19 protein-coding genes and 1 pseudogene are annotated in these 24,221 nt (G+C 72.4%); 11 read left to right on the top strand and 9 right to left on the bottom strand.

Going from position 1 to position 24,221, the window contains the following annotated elements:
• Positions 1–495 precede the first annotated feature (495 nt).
• Positions 496–1,248, bottom strand: a complete 753-nt coding sequence (locus I6A60_RS08715) for an SRPBCC domain-containing protein (RefSeq protein ID WP_203012589.1) — start codon at positions 1,246–1,248, stop codon at positions 496–498.
• Position 1,249: 1 nt separating this feature from the next.
• Entirely contained in the window at positions 1,250–1,897 is a 648-nt protein-coding gene (locus I6A60_RS08710) for a helix-turn-helix domain-containing protein (RefSeq protein WP_203012588.1), read from the bottom strand.
• Positions 1,898–2,201: 304 nt separating this feature from the next.
• Here I6A60_RS08710 and I6A60_RS43945 point away from each other — a divergent pair.
• Positions 2,202–3,969: pseudogene (locus I6A60_RS43945) on the top strand (DNA polymerase).
• Positions 3,970–4,119: 150 nt separating this feature from the next.
• Here I6A60_RS43945 and I6A60_RS08700 read toward each other — a convergent pair.
• From I6A60_RS08700 to I6A60_RS08690, 3 genes are all read right to left on the bottom strand, one after another.
• A complete protein-coding gene (locus I6A60_RS08700) occupies positions 4,120–4,563 on the bottom strand; it encodes a group II truncated hemoglobin (RefSeq protein ID WP_203012586.1) in 444 nt (147 codons plus the stop codon).
• A 24-nt stretch (positions 4,564–4,587) separates the two neighbouring features.
• Complete coding sequence (locus I6A60_RS08695) at positions 4,588–4,995, bottom strand: nuclear transport factor 2 family protein (RefSeq protein WP_013422542.1); 408 nt, start codon at positions 4,993–4,995, stop codon at positions 4,588–4,590.
• 467 nt (positions 4,996–5,462) lie between these two features.
• Positions 5,463–6,068 carry an FMN-binding negative transcriptional regulator gene (locus I6A60_RS08690; RefSeq protein WP_203012584.1) on the bottom strand — a complete coding sequence of 202 codons (606 nt, stop codon included), beginning with the start codon at positions 6,066–6,068 and terminating at the stop codon, positions 5,463–5,465.
• A gap of 132 nt (positions 6,069–6,200) precedes the next feature.
• On the opposite strand from I6A60_RS08690, the gene I6A60_RS08685 reads away from it, so the two are divergent.
• Positions 6,201–7,019 (top strand): ABC transporter ATP-binding protein, encoded by an 819-nt coding sequence (locus tag I6A60_RS08685; protein ID WP_203012582.1) that lies wholly within the window; start codon positions 6,201–6,203, stop codon positions 7,017–7,019.
• Between the two features lie 38 nt (positions 7,020–7,057).
• On the opposite strand, the gene I6A60_RS08680 is transcribed toward I6A60_RS08685, so the two are convergent.
• On the bottom strand, positions 7,058–8,071 hold the full coding sequence (locus I6A60_RS08680) for a LuxR C-terminal-related transcriptional regulator (protein ID WP_203012579.1): 1,014 nt from the start codon (positions 8,069–8,071) through the stop codon (positions 7,058–7,060).
• A 499-nt stretch (positions 8,072–8,570) separates the two neighbouring features.
• Between I6A60_RS08680 and I6A60_RS08675 the strand changes: the two genes are divergently transcribed.
• From I6A60_RS08675 to I6A60_RS08655, 5 genes are all read left to right on the top strand, one after another.
• Positions 8,571–11,309, top strand: coding sequence for a sensor histidine kinase (locus I6A60_RS08675; protein ID WP_203012577.1), 2,739 nt, complete (start codon positions 8,571–8,573; stop codon positions 11,307–11,309).
• Positions 11,293–11,685 carry a roadblock/LC7 domain-containing protein gene (locus tag I6A60_RS08670; RefSeq protein ID WP_203012576.1) on the top strand — a complete coding sequence of 131 codons (393 nt, stop codon included), beginning with the start codon at positions 11,293–11,295 and terminating at the stop codon, positions 11,683–11,685. Before I6A60_RS08675 ends, I6A60_RS08670 begins: the two co-directional genes overlap by 17 nt.
• 8 nt (positions 11,686–11,693) lie before the next feature.
• Complete coding sequence (locus I6A60_RS08665) at positions 11,694–12,074, top strand: DUF742 domain-containing protein (protein ID WP_013422547.1); 381 nt, start codon at positions 11,694–11,696, stop codon at positions 12,072–12,074.
• Positions 12,055–12,696, top strand: a complete 642-nt coding sequence (locus tag I6A60_RS08660; RefSeq protein ID WP_203012575.1) for an ATP/GTP-binding protein — start codon at positions 12,055–12,057, stop codon at positions 12,694–12,696. Before I6A60_RS08665 ends, I6A60_RS08660 begins: the two co-directional genes overlap by 20 nt.
• A gap of 91 nt (positions 12,697–12,787) precedes the next feature.
• Positions 12,788–13,822, top strand: coding sequence for a thioesterase domain-containing protein (locus I6A60_RS08655; RefSeq protein ID WP_203055589.1), 1,035 nt, complete (start codon positions 12,788–12,790; stop codon positions 13,820–13,822).
• A 196-nt stretch (positions 13,823–14,018) separates the two neighbouring features.
• On the opposite strand, the gene I6A60_RS08650 is transcribed toward I6A60_RS08655, so the two are convergent.
• The 3 genes from I6A60_RS08650 to I6A60_RS08640 all read right to left on the bottom strand — a co-directional run bounded on the left by I6A60_RS08650 (position 14,019) and on the right by I6A60_RS08640 (position 18,817).
• Positions 14,019–15,050, bottom strand: coding sequence for an isopenicillin N synthase family oxygenase (locus I6A60_RS08650; protein WP_203012574.1), 1,032 nt, complete (start codon positions 15,048–15,050; stop codon positions 14,019–14,021).
• Between the two features lie 99 nt (positions 15,051–15,149).
• Positions 15,150–17,345: an NACHT domain-containing NTPase gene (locus I6A60_RS08645; protein WP_203012573.1), complete on the bottom strand. Its 2,196-nt coding sequence runs from the start codon at positions 17,343–17,345 to the stop codon at positions 15,150–15,152.
• A gap of 299 nt (positions 17,346–17,644) precedes the next feature.
• A complete protein-coding gene (locus I6A60_RS08640; RefSeq protein WP_203012572.1) occupies positions 17,645–18,817 on the bottom strand; it encodes an acyl-CoA dehydrogenase family protein in 1,173 nt (390 codons plus the stop codon).
• 169 nt (positions 18,818–18,986) lie between these two features.
• Between I6A60_RS08640 and I6A60_RS08635 the strand changes: the two genes are divergently transcribed.
• The 4 genes from I6A60_RS08635 (at position 18,987) to I6A60_RS08620 (ending at position 24,194) form a co-directional block, all read left to right on the top strand.
• Positions 18,987–20,198: an acyl-CoA dehydrogenase family protein gene (locus tag I6A60_RS08635; RefSeq protein ID WP_203012571.1), complete on the top strand. Its 1,212-nt coding sequence runs from the start codon at positions 18,987–18,989 to the stop codon at positions 20,196–20,198.
• Positions 20,199–20,266: 68 nt separating this feature from the next.
• Positions 20,267–21,079 carry a crotonase/enoyl-CoA hydratase family protein gene (locus I6A60_RS08630; RefSeq protein WP_203012564.1) on the top strand — a complete coding sequence of 271 codons (813 nt, stop codon included), beginning with the start codon at positions 20,267–20,269 and terminating at the stop codon, positions 21,077–21,079.
• Positions 21,080–21,102: 23 nt separating this feature from the next.
• Positions 21,103–22,722, top strand: coding sequence for an acyl-CoA synthetase (locus I6A60_RS08625; protein ID WP_203012562.1), 1,620 nt, complete (start codon positions 21,103–21,105; stop codon positions 22,720–22,722).
• Positions 22,719–24,194 carry an acetyl-CoA acetyltransferase gene (locus I6A60_RS08620; protein ID WP_203012560.1) on the top strand — a complete coding sequence of 492 codons (1,476 nt, stop codon included), beginning with the start codon at positions 22,719–22,721 and terminating at the stop codon, positions 24,192–24,194. Before I6A60_RS08625 ends, I6A60_RS08620 begins: the two co-directional genes overlap by 4 nt.
• Positions 24,195–24,221: the final 27 nt, after the last annotated feature.

Genomic DNA, 24,221 nt, shown 5'->3' with positions numbered 1-24,221 from the left:
AGCCTCCGCGCACTTGACAGACAACCGCGCACCCCCGTAGTGACTCGAAACCCGGCACCGGTTGACGCGATGCTGTGCCGGTTGATGCGATGCAGTGCCGGTTGACGCGCTGCCGTGCCGCAAACAAGTCGGCAGATTCACGTCTGGTCTGAGAATAGCGTGGGCCGGACCCCTTCGTCGGTGCCCGCAGCCACCTGGTCTGGCCGGAAAATGCCAAGGCGGAGGTCTCGGCAACGCTCGCTCCGAGGTCCGGTCACCCCGGCCCGGTGTCGCGAAACCGCTGGTAGACAGGCCACCTCGGCCGACCGCGTGACCGTGGCCGAGCCCATGGGGACGGGCCGACGAGGGCCGCGGGCGGACCTGTCACCCCGATGGACAGGTCCGCATCCGGGGGCCGGTCGCGAGGCCGCGGCTGGCCGGCCCGCGAAGCGCCGCTCCCGCCGTCCGGCGAGCCGGCCGCCGAAAACGCCGACGGGCGTCAGGTTGGGGCGAGCGTCAGGCGTAGACGCCGTCGAGCCAGGCGTGCAGGGCCTTGTCGACGGTTGGCTCGTCCGCGCCCGGGCTGAAGAGATGGACGGCGACCGCCACCGGGGCGCCGAAGGCGTTGCGGCCGAAGACCCGGTACATCGCGTCCTCGGTATGGAGCCCGAGGAAATGTGGAGTGAGGTAGTCGACGGCCGCGTCCAGCGCGGGAAGCCCGGGAATCGTCAGCTGAACCCGGTCACCGACCTTCGCGTCCGCGAGGCCGGCGGCGCGGCGCAGCGCGTCGAAGCCGTCCGGCGTGACCGACGAGGCCGGAGCGTCGATGCTGACGTACTTGGCCGGCCGACCGTTGTAGCACCGCAGGTACTGGCCAAGCGTGTGCAGATAGAAGTCGGTGTGCTTGCCCGCCCCGTCGTACTGGTTGTCCCAGTCGTCGACGAAGACTCCGCTGTGCACGTACCGGACCCAGGTCGTGCCACCGTCCCGAGCCTCGATCAGATGCTCAAGCTGGTTGAACCAGCCTTCCGGGCCCTCGCTGCGCATGATCAGGTGATGTGGCGGCTCCCAGGCCAGCACGGTGCCGCCGAACGCGGCGGCCCCGCCGACTCGCGGCTCAGGGGCCTCCATCGGCCAGAGCCAGGCCGCGTTGCCGTTGGTCACCGCCTCCCAGTAGTCCTCGGGCGTGGTCCGCAGCTCTGTTTCGCGTTCGATCGCGAACTCGCGCCCGCCCGGGGTGGGCAAGTTGCTCGTCGGCTCGTTCGGCATGTCAGCTCTCCTCGGTGAGACCGGGCTCGGGCGGGCTTGGATGGCGCGGCGGAGCGGTGTCGACGTCCGGGGGTTTGAGGCTGGGATGTAGAGCGATCACGAGCCGATGCGGCCTGCCGCCGGTGGCCGTCTCGTCGTGGTACCTCGCCACCAGCGCCGTGACCGCGTCGGATAGCTCGCCCGCGAACGCCGCCCGGTCCGCCGCGGTGGCGAACCGGATCTCGCTGTCGATCGCGAAGGTGGCCAGCCGCTTACGGGCGGCCGTGGCGCCGGCGAGCAACTGCCCCACCTCGTGGATCAGCCGGGCGGCAAGGGCCAGCATCCAGCGGGCCGAGCCCTCATCCCGCGCCCGGTCTGGATCCGGGGCGACGTCCGCCAGCGCGGCGGGAGAGATGACATACGAACTCGCGGTCGCCTGGAGTATCCGTTCGGTGCAGTTCCCCTTGCGGCGCTCCTCGACCAGTTCCACCAGCCCGTGCTGCTCCAGCGCGTGCAGGTGGTAGTTCACCTTCTGCCTGGTGAGGCCGGTCCTGGCGGCCAGGCTCGTCGCCGACCCCGGCTCCGCGAGCGCGGCCAGAAGCCGCGCCCGCATTGGGTCCAGCGAGGCCTCCGCCGCGCCAGGACTGTCGATGACCGCTACGTCGAGCATGCGTCCATGGTTGACCCGACAAAATTATTTGTCAATGAGGCCGAACCTGTCGGTGGGGCGCGCGAAACGGCCGCGCCCGGACGACCGGAGCGTTCTGGCTGGTCGCCGGCCCTGAAATGTCGGTGGCGTGGGGCACCATGACCGTGTGGTCTCGTCCTGGACGGCTGACGATCCGGCCCGGCCGGCCAGGCCAGCCCGGCCAGACAGTCCGGCCAGGGCAGCTTCGCCAGCCCGGCCAGGTCTGCCGGGTGGCCCTGCGAGCGCGCTGCGGGCGGAGGGCGTAGGACCGGGCACGGCCGTCGCGGTGGTCGCTGTTCCAGGTGTCGGGGTGGCGCTCGCGTTCGGAGAGGGTGGCTGGGCCGGATACGGCGATCCGGCGGAGGTGCTGACCGACGTGGAGGGGGCGATCGGCCCGCGCTGGGTGTGGTGGTCGGCGCGCGGCGCCGGGTCGCCGCTGGCTGGCGGGTGGCGCGAGTCCGACCAACGTGGCCCGGCACTGAGCTGGGACCTCGCCGCCGTGCACCGGATCCTGCGGGGCGGGCACCGTGACGACCCGGGCGCTGTCTGGGCGGCCACCCGCGGCCTGCCGGTTCCGCCGCCGCCCCAACGGGCCCGCGGCGACGGCCAGCTCGACCTGCTGGCGATGGTCGAGCAGCCGGACGACGCGGGCGACGTCGACGACCCGGTCGGGCCAGACGGGCAGCTTCGGCTCGGCTGGGTCGACGAGACGTTGGGCGCCGGCGCCGACGCCGGCGGTGGGCCAGACGTCCGGCTGGCGCGGGCGGCCCGCTTCGCGCGGCTCGCGCTGGTCACGATGGCGGCGCAGGAGCAGGCGTTGAGCGCGCTGCCGGACCCACGGGGGAGGCCCGCGCGGCTGCCGCTGGCGCTGCTGACGGCACGCGCCGAGTCCGCGGCCGAGGTGCTGGCCCGTGAGCTGGAACGCGACGGCCTGCCGGTCGACCGGCCGACGGCGACGGCGACCATCACCGAGATCATCGGCCCGCCGCCGGTCGGCGACGCGGGGGAGGCGGCGGCCAGGCGAGCCCGGGACGCCCCGGTCCTGCGCCAGCTGAGCTCATCGGTCGACCTGCGTAACCCGGCGTCGGTCCGGGCCGCGCTCGCGGCGGTCGGGATCGACGTGCCCGACACGCGATCCGGCCGGCTGCGTGCCCTCAGCGCCGCTCATCCGGTCATCGACGAGCTGCTCGCCTGGCGCAAGGCGGAGCGGATCGCGACAACCTACGGGCATCGGTGGCTCGCCACCCACGTCGGGGCCGACGGCCGGCTGCGCGGCCGGTGGCACGGCAGCGACGGCGCGGCCGGCCGCATGACGGCCGACGCCGGGCTGCACAACCTGCCCGCCGAGATGCGGGTCGCCCGTCGTGGCCGAGCCCGGCCACCGGTTCGTGCGCGCCGACCTGGGCCAGATCGAGCCGAGGGTGCTCGCCGTCGTCTCCGGCGACCCGGAGCTGACCAGGGCGACCCGGCAGGACGACCTGTACGCCCCGGTCGCCGCCCGGCTCGGGGTCGACCGGCCGACCGCCAAGGTCGCGGTCCTCGCCGCGATGTACGGCCAGACCACCGGCGCGGCCGGCCAGGCGTTGCGCCAGATGCGTGAGACCTATGGCGTCGCGCTCGCGTACCTCGACGCGGCGGACGCCGCCGGGCGCTCGGCCGCGCTCGGCGCCGCACCCGCCGCGCCGCTGCGGACGTTCGGCGGCCGGCGGATCCCGCTGCGGGCGCTACCGGCCGACGCGGACGGGGACATCGGCCGCGCGGCGGCGGCCTACGGCCGGTTCGCCCGCAACGCCGTCGTCCAGGGCGCGGCCGCCGAGCTGTTCAAGGCCTGGGCCGTGACGGTCCGCCAGGCGCTGATCCCGCTGGGCGGCACGATCGTCCTGTGCCTGCACGACGAGCTGCTGCTCCAGGTCCCGGTCCCGACCGCCGAGGCCGCCGTCGCCGCCACCCACCGGGCTCTCGACGCGACCGCCGCCTACTGGGCAGCCGGCAGCGCGGTCCGGTTCGTCGCCGACATCGCCGTCATCAGCCGCTGGTCCGACGCGAAGCCCTGACGACGGGCCGGCCAGTGCCGTCTCCGGCGACGTTCGCCCGGTTCCGGGTCTCCATGATCGCCATTTGAGCCCTGGGGTGGTCGTAGAACCGCGCCCGGCACGACCATCCCAGGGCCCAAACCGCGATCAAGGCGGTCGCGGTACCGGGTCCTAGACGAGGCCGGCCCACGACCAGCGCGGGATCGTCAGGCCGGCGGGGACGTCGTCGCCGGAGTCGTGGTAGCGGCTCATCGTCGTCGTGGTGGCCCAGGCGAAGTAGTCGCGCAGAACCTGGCGGAGCGGCTCGGCGGTCAGACCGGCATCCGCCAGGGCCTCGTCGAAGCAGTCGATTGCTCGGCGGTCCATCTCGTCATGCGGGCCGTTGCCGCTGTGGAGCCGCACAACGAGGGTCTCGTCCCCGTACCGGTCGGAGTACGAGGTAGGCCCGCCGAGCGCCTCGGCCCAGTAGCTGGCGAGCCGTTCGAGGTGGTCAGGGCGGAATCCATGGCTGAAGGCGTGGCTCACGACCTCATCGGCCATGACCCGGCGATGCCAGGCATCCGCCAGGCGCCGCAGCCCCTCGTCGCCGCCCGCTTCCTCGTACACGCTGCGCATGGGCCAAGAATGCCAGCCCCGTGGTCAGTCCTGGATGAGGCTGTCCAGGGCTTCCGGGTCGAACGAGTAGTGGCAGCGCCACTCGACGATCTTCCCGTCCCTGTTGAGGCGGATGGAGTCGGCGCCGGTCTTCACCTGTCCGTCGGTGAACCGGCAGGTGTAGACGAAGACAACCGTCTGGGTGCTCACGAAGGACGCGTCGATCGAGTAGCGGATGTCGGGGACGCGGCGCATCGAGTCGTCGATGTAGGACCGGAAGGCGTCGTAGCCCTCGATGGTCACCTTCTCCGGGTCGCCTGTCAGCCGCGGGACGAACGGCGAGCTGAACACCACGTCGCGGTCGACGGGCTCCATCACCAGGTCGAGGTCGTACTGGTTGAACCCGTCCTCCCAGTGCCGCTGCAACGCGGTGACGACCTTGTCCTCGATCATGATGTGTCCCCTCACGTCGCTCGGCGGCCCCGCCGCCCCAGCCCGCCGGCCAGCCAGCCTGCGGCCGCGGCGGATGAGGCACGGGACACACTAGGTCCGCCCCGAGGCCGTGACAAGAACTTAGTAAGCACTTGCTCTCGGAGCAGAGGGCGCCTGCGCCCGCCCTCTGGTCGGCGGCCGCGCGGCCCGTCCGGGAGTGAACGGGCCCTCCATGATCTCTTCGGGGTGGCCGGACCCAATCCGATACCAAGACGGCGATCTTCGGCTGATCCAGGCCGCGTGACCGGCCATGATCGCGAACCTGGTATGGATAAAAGGCGCGAATCAGGCGCAGACCGACAGTTTCCATACCCAGTCCACGATCATCGTGGTGTGGGCCGGGTACAGCCGCCGATGATCGCCAACTTGGTAGGGAAATCGGCGTCGGCGAGGGTCGGCGCCGGCCTGCGGATTCGCTGGACCGGTCCTCACAGCGAGGCGGACCTCATCCGGGCCTGGGCGGCCGGGTCGGTAAGGCCCGCGAGAACGCCGGCCCGGTCGGCGTCGGACCGGTTCTGGCTCCATTTGGCCTTCGCCTCGACGGACGTGACGTGCAGGCAGACTCCGACGATGGCCCGGAGGTTGCCGTCGATGAACCGCTCGGGCGCATCCCCCACCGCCCACGGATCGGCCCGTCCGGACTCGTGCCGCTCGGTCAGCCGGGTGACGAGGCCGCGCAGCCAGTCCGGGTCGTCGTGCACGGTGATCGTGCCGCGCAGCTGAGCCGCCGAGTAGTTCCAGGTCGGCACGACCCGACCGTCCTGCGCCTTGCTCGGGTACCAGGACGGCGACACGTAGGCCTGCGGCCCGGTCACCACGACCAGCCCGGGGGTGTCGTCCCGCATCCGGCGCCAGTGGTCGTTGGCGCGGGCCAGGTGGCCGACGACCTGGTCGGACTTCCAGAGGACCGGCAGCAGCGTCGCGTCCGGACTCCCGTCCGGGCCGACCGTCACGAGCGTCGCGGCTCCGCACTCGGCGACGAAACCCCGGACCAGGGCTTCGTCCTCGACCTTGTTCACCCTGGGCACATACATGCGGCCAGAGTACGAACCGCTCGCCGCGATCCTGACCACAAGCCGCTAAGAGGCCGCGTTGACGGCCAGAGGGCCGCCAGCCCGCTGGGTAGGGTCGGCCGGCGGGAACCATGGAGCGGGAGGGGCGAGCAGATGCCGGAGTCGGCCGCCGAGGTGCTGCGAGCGGACCGGGTCGACCTCGTGCGCGGCGGGCGTCACCTGCTGCGCGGTGTCGACCTGACAGTGCGCGCGGGTGAGCACTGGACGCTGCTCGGCCCCAACGGTGCCGGCAAGAGCACCCTGCTCGGGCTGCTCGGCGCGGTCAGCCACCCGACGTCCGGCACCGTGCGTGTCCTCGACCACCAGCTCGGGAAGGTCGACGTCCGCGCGTTGCGGGCCTCCATCGGCCACGTCAACCCGCGTCATCCGCTGCTCGCCCCGCTGACGATCCGCCAGGTGGTCCTGACCGGGGCGACCAGCACGATCGAACTGGTTCCCCGCTGGACCCCGACGGCAGAGCAGGAACGTGACGCCGACGAGCTGCTGGACCTTCTCGGGATCGACGCGATCCGCTCGGCCCACTGGCCGGAGCTCTCGCAGGGCGAGCGTGGCCGGGCCCTCATCGCCCGCGCGCTGATGCCCCGGCCGCGGCTGCTGCTGCTCGACGAGCCGACCACCGGCCTCGACGTCGCCGCGCGTGAACAGCTGCTCAGCGGCCTCGACGACCTGCGCGCCGAGCATCCGGGCCTGGCGAGCGTGCTGGTCACCCATCACCTGGAGGAGATCCCGGCCAGCTCCACCCATGCCCTCCTGCTGCGCGAGGGCGCGACCGTCGCGGCCGGCCCGATCGACGAGGTCCTGACCACGGACCTCGTCTCAGCCTGCTTCGCTCACCCGATCCGGGTCGCCCGCCTGGACGGCCGCTTCGTCGCCCGCGCCCAGCGGACCCGCTCGCTGACCCGCGGCCGATAGGGACCCGCGGCCGTAAGGGACTCGCGGCCGACAGGGCGTCAGCTCTCGTGGCCGACGGCGTCGCCGACCTGTTCGGCCGGCAGGTCCGTCGTGAGGGTGATCAGCTCGATCCGGTTGCGCGCCTGGTAGCGCTCCATCAGCCGGCTCACCTCGCGCTGGACGGTGCGGGTCGAGACGCCGAGGTTCTTGCCGATGAGGTCGTTCGTCGCGCCGGTCGCGATCAGGTGCAGGATCTGGGACTCACGCTGCGGGTCGAGCGTGTCGGCCGCCGGCGGGGGCACGTTCGGCGACAGTGGCTGTCCAGCCCGGAACAGCGCGTCGATGAGGTGGGCGTACAGCGCCACCGTCGGATGGTGCGTGATGACGAGGGCACCCAGGCTCGGATCATCGGGCTCGCGCTGGACCAGGACAGCCCGACCGTCGGCGACGACCGCGCGGTAGGGGACGTCGCGGCTGGCGTGCACCTGGCCCAGCGGTGGTAGCCGGCCGTTCGGCGCTCCGCGCGCGGCGGCGATGCATTCGGGTGTCCAGACGCTGGTCAGCCGCACGCCGCGCTTGGCCGCGCCGACGAACGCCCGGATGACATGAGGGTTCGGCCCGAATCCCTCGTTGCCGGCGAGCATGAACCGCAGGGTGTCGGTGGCCTGCTCGGCGAGCTCCGCGATCCGGATGCTCACCTCCCCGTGGGTGACGAGCTCGGTGCCGTCGTTGGCGACCAGCTTGCGGGTGCCCTGGCGATGCGCGGCCGGAAGGCGGCTGCGCAGCAGACGGGACCGCTGCCGGGCCCGTTCGGCCGCGGCCGTCGCCTGTTCGGCCTGTTGACGGGCGTGTTCGGTGTCGAGCCACTGGGTCAGGTCCTCGGCCAGCCAGGCGCCACCGACGGAGCGGATCTGGCCACGGTTGGCCTGGTCGCGCAGTTCGGCGGCCACCGCGGCGACGTCCGCGCCGAGAAAGCCGGCTATGCCCTCTGTGTCGGCATACGGGTGTAAGGCCACCTGTTCGTAGACCTGCTGGCCGAACGGGGTGAGGCCCAGGAAATCGAGGTTGGTCAACGTGGCGTCCGTGCTTCGCGTCGTTCGTCGGCTTCCGTCGTCCGTCAGCTACGTGGCGGCGTAGCACAGGGGTGGCGGAATCGTGCCCCGTGCGTGGTGACGCAGGGAAGAGTGAGTTGTCCCGATCTGGTCCCGTCCGGGGTGATCAATACCACCAATAGGCCCATTGAGTGCGACGTCCTCCGCCTGAGTCTGCAGCGTCCGGGCCTTTGTTACGGCAAGGTTTCGGAGGGTTGGCCACATGTGGACAGGTGGCTAAAGCTGGCCACGCCCAAAACCTTCCCCTGAAGGGCAAGATCGGGCTACTTTTCTGCGACGCGCCGGGACGGACCCGGCACCGTCCGTAGAAAACCCCGCGGATGGTGCCGGCCGCCGCGACCCCCCGACTGACCCTGACGGAAGGGGCCACCCCTCGTGCCCCTGGTCTGACCCGGCGCGCCTCTGTCCTTTTTGCGGCTTTTGTCGTAAAGACGGCGGATCGCTGGACGGGAGTTGGAAGATGGAGCGCTGGCCGGTCCGATATCGGCTCGCTGCCGCCCTGGTCGTGCCGTTGCTGGCGGTGGCCGGGCTGAGCGTGGCCCTGGTGGTCGGCCAGGTGCACGCGGCGCACGAGGCCGGGCGCACCCGCACCGCGGCCCAGCTGACGGTCAAGGTGAACTCGCTGGTCCGCGCGCTCGCCCAGGAGCGTTACGCCACGTCGTCGTTCGTCGCCTCCGGCTACATAGCGATGCAGAGCGACACCGCGGCCGCGCGTGGCCCGGTCGACGTGGCCTACCGCGAAGTCACGGCCGCCGCGCTCGGCGCACCCGACGACCAGCGGCTGCGGACCGCCCTGACCGCCGCCGCGGGCCAGATGGGCCAGCTACCCACACTGCGCGGCCAGGTCGACGCCCGGACCGCCACCATCGGCCCCATCTCGGACGCCTACAACGACATCGTCGGCGCGTGGCTGGGGGTGACCTCGGCCCAGATCGGCCTCGGCACCGCGACCTCGCCACTCGTGCGCACGGCGACCGCGCTGGCCGCGATCAGCGCCGTGGCCGAGCAGACCGCGCAACAGCGTGGCTACGTCTCGCTCACCCTGTTCCTGCACGACCAGATTCCCGACAACGTCGGCCGCATCCGGACCGCGACCGGCGCCGAGGCGGCCTGGCTGGGCGAGTTCGAGGCGGCCGCCAGCGACGACCAGCGCCGCCTCTACGACCAGCGCGTCGGTCCGACCGTCGGCCCGGTCGCCGCCCTGCGCGACCAGGTCCTGGCCGAGGCCGCGGCCGGCAGACCCATCGACGTCGTGCCCGCCGTCTGGCTCGGCAACGTCAACTCGAAGATCGACCAGCTGCGGGCCGTCGAGGGGCAGCTCAACGTGAGCCTGGCCGACCAGAGCAGCTCGCTGGTCTCGGCCGCCCGGCTGCGCGCCGGGATCGTCGGCGGCGGCGCGGCCGCGATCATGGTGCTCGCGATCGCCGTGTCCATGGTGATCACACGGCGGCTCGTGCGGCAGCTGCGGGTCCTGCGCGCGGACGCGGTCACCGTCGCCGAGCAGCGGCTGCCCTCGGTCACGGCGGCGCTGCGGGCCCGGCGACCGGTGGACGCCGACGACGTGGGCGGACGGGACGACCTGATCACCGAGGACGAGATCGGGGAGGTCTCCCGGGCGCTGCGCTCCGTCTACGCCGCCGCGGTGCTGGCGGCGACCGAGGTGGCCGCGCAGAACTCGCTGTCCTCGTCGATGCACAACCTGGCTCGTCGCAGCCAGAACCTGATCCACCGCCAGCTCAGGCTGATCACCGTCCTGGAACGGGACCAGCAGGACCCCGAGATGCTCGAGCGGCTGTTCCGCCTCGACCACCTGGCCACCCGGATGCGCCGGGAGGTCGAGGGCCAGATCGCGCTGTCCGGCGGACAGCCCAGCCGGGTGTTCCGCCAGCCGGTCAGGCTGATCGACGCGATGCGGGCCGCCGTGGCGGAGGTCGAGGCCTACACCCGAGTGGAGGCCAGCGCGACCGTCGACACCAGGATCGCCGGCCCGGTGGTCGGCGACGTCATCCACCTGCTCGCCGAGCTCATCGAGAACGCCTGCCAGATGTCCCCCGAGCTGACCCCGGTCGTCGTGACCGGCAGCTCGGTCGGCGCGGGCATCGTCGTCGAGATCTCCGACCGCGGCATCGGCATAGAGCCGGCCACGATGGCCGGCCTCAACGAGCGGCTGGCCGACCCGCCGCCGTTCCACCCCGAGTCGGAGGCGGACAAGCTCGGTCTCTGGGTGGTCGCGAACCTCGCCCGCCGGCACGGGATCGACGTCTCCCTGGCCCGCAGCGCCTACGGCGGGGTCTGCGCGGTCGCGACGCTGCCGGCGAGCGTGCTCGCCGCGGCCGACGCCCCCGTCCCGGCTGGGCCACCCGACGACGAACCGCTGCGGGCAGCGCTTGCCCGGATGGATGCGTTCGACCGGCTCGACGTCGTCGGCTCCGGCTACGACGAGCCGCCGGTCGCCGTCTCGGTCGCCGCTGGGCCGCCCGGTGACCCTCGCGCTGACCTCGGCGGTCACGTTGATCCCGACAGCGAGGTCGACTTCGCCGGGTACGGCCACGATGCCCGGTACACCCACGACAGCGACTACGGCCACGACGCCGGCTACGACTACGGCCACGTTGCCAGCCCCGGCGACGACGGCGGCTACGGCGACGACGGCGGCTACGGCCACGACGGCGGCTACGGCCACGACGGCGGTGGCGACGGCCTCGGCCGCCGTCGGGCTACCGGGCCGCTGGTCCCGGCCGCGGTCCGGGACAGCTTCTTCCTGCCCCCACCCGTCCGCCACCCGGACCGAGACGACGCCCGTGCCGGCGGCCCTGCCCCGGACACCCACTCCTGGCAGCTGGGCCGGACCGGGCTGCCGGCCCGCGCTGTCGCGCCGCCGCGACCCGAACGGCCGGTGGCCTGGTCCGCCGCCCCGATGCCGGAGTCGATGCAGGAGCCGGTGCCGGACGACTGGCCGGAGGACGAGCCGCGGGTCGGGCACCTACCGCGACGGAGCCGGGGCGAGAGCCTGAACGCCGAGCTGCGCGGCGGCCGGTATGCCCCCGTTGGTGTCGCCGGAAGCCGGCCCAGGGCCGGCGGCTCCGACCCGGAGAAGGCCCGCCGACTCGTCACGGCCTTCCGCGCTGGCTTCCAACAAGGGCTCCCCGCCGGGTCGCCCCGCGACGACGAAAGGAACGGCGATGCCACCCACCGGTAACCTCGACTTCCTGCTCAACGACCTGGAGCGGCGCATCGTCGACATCCACTGGGCCGTCGCGCTGTCCGCCGACGGGCTGCAGCTGGCCCGCTCGGCCGCGCTGACCCGGGAGGGCGGCGACCACATCGCCGCCGTCGCCTCCGGCTTCCGCTCCCTCGCGCTCGGCGCGTCGCGGTACATGGACGGCGGTGACGTCCGCCAGACGATCGTCGAGATGGACAGCGGCTACCTGTTCGTCTCCGCGATCGGCGACGGCTCCTGCCTCGCGGTCGCCGCGAGCCCGGCGGCGGATCCGGGGGTCATCGCGTTCGAGATGGCCCGGCTCGTGACCCGTGCCGGGCAGGTCCTCTCCCCGCCGATGCGCGCACACGCGTAGAGGCCACCGTGACCCGGGACGAGGAACTGCCCGACGACGAGGCGGGCCCGGTCGTCCGCCCGTACGCCGTCACCGGCGGGCGGACCCGGCCCACCGCGCCGCTGGAGCTGGTCGCGCTGGTGGCGACCACCAGCCGCGGCGTCAGCACCGCGCGTAACCCGCCGCCCGGCATGCCCCCCGAGCAGCGTGACATCGCCTTCCTGTGCCGCCACCTGCAATCGGTCGCGGAGATCTCGGCGCACCTGGACCTGCCCCTGGGCGTCGCGCAGGTGCTGGTCGCCGACATGGCCGCCGACGGTCTCGTCGCGGTCCACCGGCCCGAGCGCCCCGACTGGCGCCCCGACTCCACCCTGTTGCGAAAGGTCCTCGATGGACTTCAGCGGCTCTAGCCCCGCGCCTTTCGGCTCCGAAAGCGTCCAGGAGCCCACGACCACCCCTCTGAAGATCATTGTCGCCGGGGGCTTCGGGGTGGGGAAGACCACCTTCGTCGGCGCGGTCAGCGAGATTCCCCCGCTGACCACCGAGGCCCACATGACGGCGGCCGCCCTCGGCGTCGACGACGCCTCCCAGGTGTCGGGAAAGACGACGACGACCGTGGCGATGGACTTCGGCCGGATCACGCTGCCCGACCAGGACGTCGTGCTCTACCTGTTCGGCACCCCCGGCCAGGACCGTTTCTGGTTCATGTGGGACGAGCTGACGCTCGGTGCCGTCGGCGCGATCGTGCTCGCCGACACCCGGCGGCTGTCGGACAGCTTCGCCGCGATCGACTACTTCGAGGACCGGCGGGTGCCGTTCGTCGTCGCCGTCAACCAGTTCGAGGGCGCGATCGTGCACCCCGTCGAGGACGTCCGGGGGGCGCTGGACATCGACCATCCCGTGCTCACCCTGGATGCCCGCAGCCGGTCCACCTCCCGGTCCGCCCTGATCGCTCTTGTCCGCCACGCCCTCGACGCCACCCTCGCCGAGGAGGCGCGCGCCGCTCGGGCACCCCTGCAGACAAGGACCTGACATGCGCCGCATCCCCTGCCCGGCCCCGGAGGGCTGACCCGATGAGCTTCGGCGTCCGGCACACCCCGACCCACGACGTGCTGCCGGACGGATGAGCCGGGCCCACCTGGGCGGGCGGGGAGACCGCCGTCCGCCGCTGTTCTTCGTCGGCGGGCTGGAAGGCCCGCCGCATCCGGGACAGCCCCTGGCCGGCGCGCTGATCGACACCATGCCGTGTCGCGGGCTGGATCTCCCGGGCCGTGACGGGGCCCGCCCACCGCTGGACGACGTCCGGGCGATGGCGTCCTACTTCCTGCCCGGCGTGCTGCTCGTCCAGCCGTGGGGCGGGCCGTTCCAGCTCGCCGGCTACGGCTTCGGCGGCATCCTGGCCTACGAGCTGGGCCGGCTGCTGCGCGGGATCGGCCAGCCGGTCGCGCCCGTGATCCTGTTCGACACCGCCCTGCCGCGGCCGGGCCAGCCGCCGCCGCGGCCGAACCCCCAGCTGGCGATCCGGGAGCTGGCCCGGATGCGTCACCTGCCGTGCCTCTGGCAGGGCACCTGCCGTTGCGGCATCGACCACGGGGTGCCGCTGTCCGAGCAGGGCGCCCGCATCGCCCGAGCGCTCGGCGCCCGCGACCCGGCTCGCTACGAGGACTACCTGCTCGCCTCGATCAGTACCTACACCGCAGCGTTGCGCGCCTACGCCGCCTACCGCCCCGGACCGTCGGACCTGCCCGTCGTGCTGGCCCGCCCCGCTGACCGGACGAGCAACTGGGGCCTGCCGTCCCAGCTGGCCCTGTACGACTCCCGTTGCCTGGGCTGGGAACGCGCCCCGGTGGCCGAGCTGCACCTGGCCGTCACCCCCACCGACCGCGGCTCCTTCTTCGCCGACCCGCACCACTGGGACCTGGCCAACCTCGTCCACCGCCACCTGGCCACCCCGACCCCGCCACCGCCGCCGGGCCCGACGCCCTCCAGCCCACGGCTCTCGAGCCCACCGCTCGCGAGCCCACCGCTCGCGAGCCCACCGCTCGCGAGTCCATCGCTCGCTGGCCTACCGCTTTACGGCCTGCCGCCTGCCGGACCGCCGCCCCGGACCCCCCAGCCCACCACAGAGCCCGGCGAGCGCACGGTCTCCATCCCCTGACCAGCGGCGGGCATCGCGCTGGTCATGATCGCGCCTTGGCCCTGAGATGGTCGTCGGAACGTCCTCATCACGACCACCACAGGGCCAAGACGGCGATCAAGGTAACGCGATCAGGGCTCCGCTACGACCAACCCGGGGGGAAGTCGTGATCATGGGTGAAGGTTCGGCGGTGTGCTCCGAGGTGGACCGGAGGCGGTCAGGGGCTGCTCGGGTCCGGGGGGCGGTATTTGGCGAGGAACATCGCTTCCCAGACGTATGGGGTGACGGGCTCGTAGTGCGGGCCGTCCGGGCCGACGAACGGTTCCAGCGGGGCGATCACCGTGTCGACGTTCGGCAGGTGGAAGGTGGCGATCGAGGCGCGGGTCGAGGTGGTGTCGGCGGCGGCGACGACGCGGTGGCGGGTCGACGGCCAGCGGTCGTTGGTCCACCGGGACATCAGGTCGCCGATGTTGATGACCAGCGCGGCCGGGTCGATGGGTACGGTGACCCAGGCGCCGTCCAGGTCCTGGACCTGCAGGCCGGCGTAGTCGCCGCGCTGGTGCAGCACGGTCAGCATGCCGGAGTCGGTGTGCTCCCGGAACGTCAGCGACGGCTCCGTCGAGTCACGCGCGGGCTGCGCCGGGTAGGTGTTCACGGCCAGGTCCGACACCGGATGGGTGAGCATCGGCGCGAAATGCCCCGACGGCAGCCCGAGTGCCTTGGCGAACAGCTCCATCAGCGCGTCGCCGACCCGCTTCATCTCGGCGAGGCAGCGCAGGACGGACGCCCGCAGGCCCTCGACCTGCTCCGGCCAGACGTTCCGCGCGAAATAGTCGCCATACCGGGCCGGAACCCCGGCGGCGAGCGCCGTCGCCGCGTCCTCGTAGTTGCACACCTGGAATCGGTGCACGAGCGGTGCCCCGTCCGGCGAACGCATCGTGGACAGGCCGCGCCATGGGTGACCGTCGGGGGAGCCGAGCCGGGCCTTCTCGACGTCGGGCAGCGCGAGCAGCGCGTCGTTCGCCCGGTAGACCGCGTCGAACGCCTCGGGCGCGATGCCATGCCCGACGACCTGCAGAAAGCTCACCGACGTGCAGACCCGGGCGATCCGCTCGACCACCGGCGCCGGGTCCGCTCCGGCCAGGAACGGCCCGAGGTCGATGACGGGAATCCCGCCGTCCGGGCGCGGCCGCGTGGCCGCGTCGTTCTGCGCGGCCGGGCCGGCTGTGGTCGTCGCCGCCAAGGTCACTCGACCAGCGTAACCGCGTTCCACCCGGCACCGACCCGTCTCGAAGTAACCGAAACACGTCCGTCACCGGGGCGATCGCCGTACGCCGTGACTACGCCCCTAGCCGACTCCGATGGCGAGAAGGCTTTCTTCGAGCTCCGAGATCTCGGGATGGCAGGCCTTGCGCGGATCGGCCCGTAGCGTCCGCAGCGCTCGCATGAGTTCGTCGCGATGCGGCCGGATCTCGGCCACGAACGACGAGGCGGAGGCCTCTCGGTGCCGGGCGAGGTAGTTGAGGTCGAACAGGATCATCCGCCAGTTCGCGGCCTCGACGTCCATGCCCAGTTCCGCGATCGTCCGGCTCACCAGGCGACGGCAGCTCTCGCCGCCCCGGTCGGCCGAGGGATCCAGCGGGTCCAACTCCTGGTCGCCGTAGAAACCGAGCTCTACCGCGATGTTCTTGCGCGCCATCGCGAGGTTCCCCGACTCCATCCCGACGCGCATCTCGTCGATGAACGCGTTGACGCAGGCCGGGGCGCCGCCGAAGGCCAGCCCGATCGCGCCGGACCGACGGACCCAGAAGTCGGTCTGCTCGGAGACCAGCCGTTCGAGCCAGGCACGGCTGGGTTCATCCCCGATCGCGCCCAGGTAGTAGGCGATCCGCCCAGCGGCGAAGCTGCTGATCCGGGCAGACCGCTCGTCCGTCGACTGGCCGCGGTCGGCGAGCGCCTTCTCCAGCAGCCCCTTCAGTCGTTGGGCGGCGAAGCGCCGCAGCGGTGGATTGTGCGCCAGACGGTAGACCGACTCCTTGACGAAGAAGGCGACCTCGGGGCCGTCGATCTGCTCGAAGAAGTCGCTGCCGCGCTCGGTCGTCCCCTGGATCCAGTCCTCGACCCAGCGGGCGACGAAATATTCTTCGAACGACTTGTGGTAAAAGCCCGCGTCGTATTCCCCGTCCAGCGCCGCCGGCCGCGCCCGCAAGGTCAGCAGGGGGCAGGTCTCCAGCGCGTCGACCACCTCGCGCCGCCCGGCCTCCGGCACCCCGGCGAGGGCCGCGGCCAGCTGGAGCGTGCCCCTGCCCGCCAGGCCGGCCGAGCCTCGGAACCTCAGCCACGCCAGCTCGCACAGGACGGAGATCAGGATTTCCGACGGCACCGCGTTGCGCCCGGCCCTGACCTCCCGCTCCAGGCTCTGCCGGACGAACTGGCGGTACACGCTGGACCTGTCGATGGCCCCGTCGGCGCCTTCGTAGCCGTGGGTCCAGACCAGCATGGTGAGCAGCAACGGGTTGCTGGCGAGGGCTCGGATCGCAGGCTCGCGGGTCCAGAGCTCCTTGACGGTCTGGGCGTGGGCCGCGGCGTCGGCCGGGCCGAGCAGCCGGTTGGACAGGACGTCTATGTACCGCAGAATCCAGGACTCGTCGGGAGCCCGGGAGAAAACGGTGTGGAGTCGCCGGTCCACGCTGGTGCTGCCCCGCAGAACCGACTCGTAGTAGGAGCTGCGAACCGTCACGACCTCGGCCTTGGAGAAGGTCCAGGAGGCGAGGAAACGGTCGGTGTCCGCGGCGCCCAGCAGGCCGACGATCTCGTCGAGGCCGTCGATGACCAGCGTCAGGGTGGAGTCGAGGGCATCATCCAGCACGCGTCGCTCGAAAACCGAGAGCGAGGAGCCCAGGACCCTTCTTTGCAGGATGTCGACCAGCCACTCGCGCCCTCCTACTCTCGACGGCGATGGGTACGCGCCAGCGATGAAGTCGACCGCGTCCAGTGTCACCAGCCACCTGGTCGGGTCGGCGTCGGCGAGCCAGGCGGACTCGAGGCCACGGCACAGCACGGACTTGCCCGTTCCGGGCCGCCCGACGACCAGGAAGCCCTTGCGGCCGGACGGCTCCGTCGGCGGCAGGGGGCCTTGAGCCGGCACCGTGATGCCGGCGTCCTGGCTGACGAACGCCGTCTCCAGCAGGAGATCCGGCGACTCCAGCAGTTCACGGCAGGCGAAGCCGACGGCACCCGACGCGGGCCGGTCGAGCCTCGCCTGGATCTCCTTCGACAGCCCCTCGACCATGGCGGCCGCGAGATCCTGCCTCGTCCGTCGGATCGCCGCGGTCAGGCTTTCCTTCCCGATGGGATGCCCGGACTGCTGGGCGAGGCGCCGCCACAGCGCGTACTCACGTTCGCCCAGCCGACTCCGGTCCCCCCTGGTGACGGCCCGTCTGCGTAACCACAGGAGGGCCTGGAAGACGCCGTTCAGCAGACCCGCGACGCTGAGGCCGACCAGTGGCAGGACCTCGGCACTGTGCAGCAGCAGGTGCCCCACGTCATGCGCCGAGCCGGTGGTCGAGGTCGCGAATGCCCGACCTCCCGGCCGGCTCCGGGGCCGGCCGGGTGAAGACGCCGCGGCCACGAACATTTGGGCCGCACTCGCGAGACGTCGGCTTTCTTCTGCTCGCCCCCGTACAGTCGCGCACGTCTTCCGCCTCTCTGGCGAGAACGAACGGCCGTCTGGCCCATTGTCATCCGTGCCTTCCCGCTCCGGGTCACGTTTTGTTCACCGGGAGCACGAAAACCGGGAATGGACGGCCTGCCAGGGCAGCCGGCGGGCGGCGTGGGTTCCGTTCAGGCGTGGGCCGGGGCCAGGGTGTCGGCGAGGAGGGTGCCGAGGCGGCGGGCCTGTTCGGCGGCGTTGCCGAGGGTGAACTCGAGCCGCTTGGCGTGCAGGAAGTAGCGGTGGACGAAGTACTCCTCGGCGATGCCCATGCCGCCGTGGACGTGGACGACGGCGCTGGCGACCCGGTGGCCTCCGTCGGCGGCCCAGAACTTGGCGGTGGCGACGGCCTCCGTCGCGTCCTGCCCTTCGGCGAACCGCCAGGCCGCCTGCCACAGGGTCAGCCGGATCGCCTCGACGTCGATGAAGCAGTCGGCCAGCCGGTGGCCGACGGCCTGGAACGATCCGATCGGGCGGCCGAACTGGACCCGGTTGGTGGTGTAGTCGGCGGCCGCGCGCATCGCCCGGTCCGTGACGCCGAGCTGGAGCGCGCACAGCCCGATCGTCGCCCGGTCGCGCAGCGCGACGGCGACCTCCGAGCCGGCGGCGACCTCCGAGCCGGTGGCGCCGCCGGGCCCGCCGAGCAGCGCGCCCTCGTCGACGAGAACGCCGTCGAGCGTGAGCAGCCCGACGACCTCGCGCGCCGTGGTGAGCTGACGCTCGACGCTCACCCCTGCGGCGGCCGGGTCGACCAGGAAAACCGCGACACCGTGCTCGGTCCGGGCCGGGACGAGGAACGCGTCGGCGACGGTCGCGAACGGCACCGCGGTCTTCACGCCGTCCAGCCGCCAGCCCGTGGGCGTCCCGGTGGCCGTCGTGGCGGGGGTGGCCGCGTCGGAGCCGCGCGGTTCGGCGAGCGCGACGGTGACGGTCTTCTCGCCGCTGACGATGGCCGGCAGCCAGGTCTGGCGCTGCGCGGGCGTGCCGTGGGCGGCGATCGCGCCGGCGGCGGCCGTCGCCGACGCCCACAGCGGCACCGGCGCGAGCACCCGGCCCGCCGCCTCCAGCACGAGGCACTCCTCGAACACGCCGTAGCCGAGGCCGCCGAACTCCTCCGGCACGCCCACGCCGAGCAGGTTCGCCTTCGCGAGCTCGGCCCACAGCTCCCGGTCGAAGCCGTCTCCGTGGCCGGCGAGCACGTCGGCCTCGATCGCGGTGAGCCGCTCGGGGGTGACCATCCGGTCGAGGATCTGGCCCGCCAGGGCGGCCAGTTCCCGCTGTTCCTCGGTGTATGCGAAATCCATGGCGGACGCTCCTCGGTCGACAGCGGTGCACTGCAAAGCTAGAACTTGTTCTAGCGCACGCGCTAGCATCGGGCAGCACAATCTGACGGCCCATCAGGTGGTTTCCGCCGCGTCGACCGCGTCGCGGCGCCACCCGCCGACGGGACCGGGCCGGCCGACGGGAGAGCCCATGCGCGTCGCCTACAGCCAGGAGCAGGAGCAGCTGCGCCAGGAGCTGCGGGACTACTTCGCCCAGCTGGTCACGCCGGAGCTCGGCGCCGAGCTCGCCACCGGCGAGTCGACGCTGCTGGGCAAGGACGGCGCCTACTGCCGGGTGATCCGCCAGATGGGCAAGGACGGCTGGCTGGGGATCGGCTGGCCGGCCGAGTACGGCGGCCAGAGCCGGACCATGCTCGAACAGCTGGTCTTCGGCGACGAGGCGACGCTCGCGGGCGTTCCGATCCCGTTGCTGACGATGAACAGCGTCGGGCCGACGATCATGGAGTACGGCACCCAGGACCAGAAGGACTTCTTCCTGCCGAAGATCCTCGCCGGCGAGCTGCACTTCTCGATCGGCTACTCCGAGCCCGGCGCCGGGACCGACCTGGCGAGCCTGCGGACCAGGGCCGACCGGGACGGCGACGGCTGGGTGATCAACGGTCAGAAGATGTGGACCTCGGTCATCCAGGTCGCCGACTACGTCTGGCTCGCTGTCCGCACCGACCAGTCTCAGGCCCGCCACCGCGGGCTGTCGGTGTTCTGCGTGCCGACCGACGCGCCGGGCTTCTCCTGGACGCCGGTCCCGACGATCTCCGGCGGGATCACCAGCCAGACCTTCTACACCGACGTCCACGTCCCGGCCGAGGCGCTGGTCGGCGAGGTCAACGGCGGCTGGAAGCTGATCACTGGCCAGCTCAACCACGAGCGGGTCGCGCTGTGCTCGGCGGCCGGCATCCAGCAGCTGCTGCTGTGGACCCGCCGGTGGGCGCAGGAGACGCCGGCCCCGGAGGGCGGCCGGATCATCGATCGGCCGCTGGTGCGGGCCAACCTCGGGACCGTGCACGCCAAGGTCGAGTTCCTCAAGCTGATCAACTGGAAGATCGCCTGGGGCGTCGACCACGGCGCGCGGCTCGGCCCGGCCCAGGCCAGCGCGACGAAGATCTTCGGCACCGAGTTCGCCGTCGAGGCCTACCGGCTGCTGATGGAGTGCCTGGACGACGACGCCTACCTGACCCGACCCGGCCCCGGCGAAGGCCGGGACTCGCCGGGCGCGGTGCTCGCCGGCCGGCTGGAGCGGGCCTACCGGCAGATCCTGATGCTCACCTTCGGTGGCGGCACGAACGAGATCCAGCGCGACATGATCGCGATGCTTGGACTCGGCCTGCCCCGGCCGCCGCGGTGACGGCCCCGCCCTCGGGTTCCGGCTCGGGTTCCGGCTCGGGTTCCGACGACTCGTCGACAGGAGTGCTCGTGACCGAGTCCCAGCCGCCTGCCCTCGTCGAGCGGGACGGGCACGTCCTGACCGTCACGCTCAACCGGCCGCACGTCCGCAATGCCGTCACTCCCGAGATGATCGGCATTCTGGAGAAGGCGTGGGACGAGGTCAACGCCGACCCGGAGATCCGGGTGGCGATCCTGACGGGAGCCGGGGGCGCCTTCTGCGCCGGCGCCGACCTGAAACAGATGTCGCGACGGCCGCCCGGTGAGGCATTTACCGGCGGCGGTGACGGGACCAGGCTCGCGATGGACATGTCCGTCATGAAATGGGTCCTGAAGGGCTTCACGCTGACCAAACCGCTGATCGCGGCGGTCGAGGGGCCGGCGATCGCGGGCGGCACCGAGATTCTGCAGGGAACCGATATCCGGGTGGCGGGGGAGTCGGCCCGGTTCGGCGTCTCCGAGGTGCGCTGGGGGCTGTTCCCGCTGGGCGGGTCCGCGGTGAAGCTGCGGCGCCAGGTTCCCTACGCGGTCGCCGCCGACCTGCTGCTGACGGGCCGGCACCTCGGCGCCGCCGAGGCCAAGGAGATCGGCCTGGTCAACTACGTGGTCCCCGACGGCACCGCCCTCGCAAGGGCGCGGGAAATCGCCGACGTGATCGCCTCGAACGGCCCGGTCGCGGTGCAGGCCGTGCTGCGGACCCTGCGCGAGACCGAGTCGCTGCCGGAGGACGAGGCCTTCCGGATCGAGTCCGAGATCGGCATGCGGGTCTACCTCTCGGACGACGCGAAGATCGGCCCGCGCGCCTTCGCCGAAAAGCAGATACCCCGCTTCACCGGACGCTGACCGACGACGGAGAAGGCGCAGCCATGGAATTCAACCTCGCCGACCTCTTCGAGCACGCGGCCGACCGTTTTCCCGACCGGGACGCCCTCGTCGCCGGCCCGGCCCGGCGCACGTTTCCCCAGCTGGAGGAACGCGCGAACCGGATGGCGCACCACTTACGCGGCGCCGGGGTGACGCCCGGCGCGCATGTCGCCATCTACGCCTACAACGTCGCCGAGTGGGTCGAGGCGATGGTCGCGATCTACAAGATCCGCGCGGTCTGCGTGAACGTGAACTTCCGGTACGTCGCCGAGGAGCTCGCCTACCTGCTCGACAACGCCTCGCCTGTCGCCCTGGTCTTCCAGCGCCAGTTCACCGACCGGGTCGCCGAGGTCGCGCCGAAGGTCGCCAGCCTGCGCCACCTCGTCGTCGTGGAGGACGGCACCGACCCCGCCGCGGCCGACGCCGAGGCGCTCGGCGCGGTCCGCTACGAGGACGCCCTCGCGGCGTCCCGGCCCGACCGGGACTTCGAGCCCCGCTCCGGCGACGACCACTACCTGCTCTACACCGGCGGGACGACCGGGCTGCCCAAGGGCGTGCTGTGGCGGCAGGAGGACGTCATCTTCGCGCTCGGCGGCGGTATCGACCTGATGACGGGGGAGCGGGCGCGCGAGCCGGGGGAGCTGACCGAGAAGGGCGCCTCCGGGGTCCTGACCTCGCTGCCGATCGCGCCGCTCATGCACGGAGCGACCCAGTGGTGCCTGAACACCGGGCTGAGCAAGGGCCAGCGCACGGTCCTCGTCGACGCGTTCGACCCGGTGGAGGTCTGGCGGCTGGTCGAGGCGGAGCGCGTCAACATGGTCATGATCACCGGGGACGCGATGGCCCGGCCGCTGCTGGACACCCTGGACGACGTCCAGCGCGCCGGGCTGGACCTGTCGTCGCTGTACGCGCTGTCGTCGAGTGCCGCGCTGTTCTCGCCGGTGCTCAAGGAGGCGTTCATGGAACGCCTCGGGGTGATCATCACGGACGGGGTCGGCGCCTCGGAGGCCGGCTCGCACGGGGTGAGCATCGCGGCGAAGGGCCAGGTGGCCGCCGAGAAGGGCGTCCGGGTGAAGGCGATCGACGACGCGCTGGTCGTCGACGAGAACCTCCGGCCGCTGCCGGTCGGCGAGATCGGTCGGCTGGCCCGCCGGGGCAACATCCCGATCGGCTACCTGGGCGACCCGGTGCGGTCCGCCCAGGTGTTCCGCGTCGGCCCGGACGGGCGGCGCTACTCGGTTCCCGGCGACTTCGCCCGCCTGGAGGCCGACGGCGGCATCACGTTGCTCGGCCGGGGCTCGGCCACAATCAACTCTGGTGGGGAGAAGATTTTCCCCGAGGAGGTCGAGAGTGCGCTCAAGAGCCATCCGGACGTGTACGACGTGATTGTCGTCGGTGTGCCGCACGAGCGCTGGGGTGAGACCGTGGCCGCGGTCGTCGCGCCGCGGCCGGGCAGGACGCCCACGCTCGCCGAGCTGCAGACCCACTGCCGCGCCCACGTCGCCGGTTACAAGGTGCCGCGGGTCCTGCGGCTGGTCGACGCCGTCCGGCGCACGCCGTCCGGGAAGGCCGACCTCGCCTGGGCCAAACAGACCGCCGCTTCGGCGCCTCCGGTCGCGTGAGCGTCCCGCCGGACACGCCCGTTCTCGTCGGTGCCGCCGCCGCGGCCCGGCTGCCCGACGCGATCGAACTGATGGCGGCCGCCGCGGAGGCCGCGGCACTCGACGCGGGCGTGCCGGGCCTGCTCGGTCACGTCGACCGGGTGTACGTCGCCCGTGGCTCCTGGAACGACCCGAACCCGGGCCGTCAGATCGCCACGCGGTTCGGCGCGGCGAAGGTCCATTCCGTCGTCGCCGAGCTCGGCGTGCTGCAGCAGACCCTCGTGACGCGGGGCTGTCTGGATGTCGCGGCCGGCCGGGCCGAGGTCGTGCTGGTGCTCGGGGCCGAGGCGGCGCACAGCGCCGGCGGGGTCCGGCTGACCGCGGGCCGGCTCGGTGTCGAGGGTCGGGGTGAGGGGGGCGACCCTGGTCCTGACAACGCCGGCCCAGACGAGGTCCTGGTCCCGAGCGACGACATCCTGCACCGGCTGGAGGTGCGGCGCGGCCTGTACCTGCCGGTCTGGCAGTACGCGGTGCTGGAGTCAGCGCTGCGGGCGGCGGGCGGCCTCGGCCTCGCCGCGCACGCCGCCGAGGTCGCCGAGCTGTGGGCCGGCTTCTCCCGGGTCGCCGCCGGCAACGAGGACGCCTGGGCGCGCAATCCGGTCACCCCGGCGGATCTCGCCGCTTCGGAACGCAACCCGATGATGTCCTGGCCCTACACCCGTTCGCACTGCTCCCGGGCCGGGGTCGACCAGGGAGCGGCGTTGCTGCTGTGCTCGGCGCGGACCGCCCTGCGGCTCGGGGTGCCGCGTGACCGGTGGGTCTTCCCGGTGGCGGCCGCCGAGTCCAACGTCATGACGCCGGTCTCGGCGCGGCCCGACCTGGCCCGCTCGCCCGGGTTCGCCGCCGTCGGCCGCCGGCTCACGGAGGTCACCGGGGTCGCGCCGGCCGACGCCGACCTCGTCGACCTCTACAGCTGTTTCCCGGCCGCGGTCCGCCTGCAGCTGCGCGAGCTCGGCCTCGCCGGCCGGGCCGACCTCACCGTCACCGGTGGCATGACCTTCGCCGGCGGGCCGCTGAACAACTACGCCTTCCAGTCGACGGTGAAGATGGCCGAACTGCTGCGGGCCGCCGAGCCGGGCGCCCACGGGCTGGTCACCTGTGTCTCGGGCATGGTCACCAAGCAGGGCGGCCTGCTGTGGAGCACCGCCCCGCCGCCGGGCGGCTTCCGCGCCGAGGACGTCTCCGCCGAGGTCCGAGCCGCCCAGACGCCGCTCGCGCTCGTCGAGGACGTCCGTGCGGGCACCGGTCGGGTGGCCGGCTTCACCGTGGTCTGCGAGAAGGGGCGGCCGGTACGGGCGTGCGCCGTCGTCACCCTTGCCGGCGGGACCCGCTCCGTGGCCTCCAGCACCGCGTCGGACGTGGTAACCGCGATGACCACCGAGGAATGGGTTGGTCGCGCCGTGACCGTCCATGGCGAAACGCTCGTTCCCTAGCCCGCCCCGCCCGATCTGGAGAATGCA

Origin of the sequence: Frankia sp. AgB1.9 (assembly GCF_016786355.1) — a bacterium.
Taxonomy (GTDB): Bacteria; Actinomycetota; Actinomycetes; order Frankiales; family Frankiaceae; genus Pseudofrankia.
Note: the sequence above shows the minus strand (reverse complement) of the source record. Positions and strands in the feature narration are given on the sequence as shown.

Bases quoted from the DNA above. Each gene is read 5' to 3' on its own strand.
- I6A60_RS08675 (WP_203012577.1), top strand. From the start codon at position 8,571: ATGGAGCGCTGGCCGGTCCGATATCGGCTCGCTGCCGCCCTGGTCGTG.
- I6A60_RS08635 (WP_203012571.1), top strand. From the start codon at position 18,987: ATGCGCGTCGCCTACAGCCAGGAGCAGGAGCAGCTGCGCCAGGAGCTG.
- I6A60_RS08690 (WP_203012584.1), bottom strand. From the start codon at position 6,068: ATGTATGTGCCCAGGGTGAACAAGGTCGAGGACGAAGCCCTGGTCCGG.
- I6A60_RS08715 (WP_203012589.1), bottom strand. From the start codon at position 1,248: ATGCCGAACGAGCCGACGAGCAACTTGCCCACCCCGGGCGGGCGCGAG.
- I6A60_RS08625 (WP_203012562.1), top strand. From the start codon at position 21,103: ATGGAATTCAACCTCGCCGACCTCTTCGAGCACGCGGCCGACCGTTTT.
- I6A60_RS08685 (WP_203012582.1), top strand. From the start codon at position 6,201: ATGCCGGAGTCGGCCGCCGAGGTGCTGCGAGCGGACCGGGTCGACCTC.
- I6A60_RS08640 (WP_203012572.1), bottom strand. From the start codon at position 18,817: ATGGATTTCGCATACACCGAGGAACAGCGGGAACTGGCCGCCCTGGCG.
- I6A60_RS08710 (WP_203012588.1), bottom strand. From the start codon at position 1,897: ATGCTCGACGTAGCGGTCATCGACAGTCCTGGCGCGGCGGAGGCCTCG.
- I6A60_RS08655 (WP_203055589.1), top strand. From the start codon at position 12,788: ATGAGCCGGGCCCACCTGGGCGGGCGGGGAGACCGCCGTCCGCCGCTG.
- I6A60_RS08700 (WP_203012586.1), bottom strand. From the start codon at position 4,563: ATGCGCAGCGTGTACGAGGAAGCGGGCGGCGACGAGGGGCTGCGGCGC.
- I6A60_RS08670 (WP_203012576.1), top strand. From the start codon at position 11,293: ATGCCACCCACCGGTAACCTCGACTTCCTGCTCAACGACCTGGAGCGG.
- I6A60_RS08695 (WP_013422542.1), bottom strand. From the start codon at position 4,995: ATGATCGAGGACAAGGTCGTCACCGCGTTGCAGCGGCACTGGGAGGAC.
- I6A60_RS08660 (WP_203012575.1), top strand. From the start codon at position 12,055: ATGGACTTCAGCGGCTCTAGCCCCGCGCCTTTCGGCTCCGAAAGCGTC.